The organism is Streptomyces sp. SID14478, assembly GCF_010548525.1.
In the GTDB taxonomy this organism is placed as follows: Bacteria; Actinomycetota; Actinomycetes; order Streptomycetales; family Streptomycetaceae; genus Streptomyces.
Genome location: NZ_JAAGMG010000862.1, coordinates 1 through 335, shown reverse-complemented (window position 1 = coordinate 335; position 335 = coordinate 1). Strand labels below are relative to the sequence as shown.

At 71.9% G+C, this 335-nt stretch carries 1 protein-coding gene; it reads left to right on the top strand.

Annotated features, from left to right (window positions below):
* Positions 1–243: ComEA family DNA-binding protein (locus tag G3I40_RS28140; protein WP_164305186.1), on the top strand; the 243-nt coding region annotated here is incomplete at its 5' end.
* Positions 244–335 lie beyond the last annotated feature (92 nt).

The window sequence follows — 335 nt, the reverse complement described above, 5'->3', positions numbered from 1 at the left end:
CCGGGAGCGGCGGCGGGTCCCGGAGGATCCGCGGGGCCTGCGGGACCCGCGGGGCCCGTCGGGCTCAACGCGGCCACGCTGGAGCAGCTCGACACGCTGCCCGGCGTCGGCCCGGTGCTCGCCCAGCACATCATCGACTACCGCACGGAGCACGGCGGCTTCCGTTCCGTCGACGAACTGCGCGAGGTGAACGGGATCGGGGACCGCCGCTTCGAGGACTTGCAGAATCTCGTGCGGCCATGACTCGGGGACCTGAGGAGTCCCGTGCGTCCATGAGCCGGGGACGTGGGGAATCTCGTACGTCCATGAGTCGGGGGCCTGAGGAGTCCCGTGCG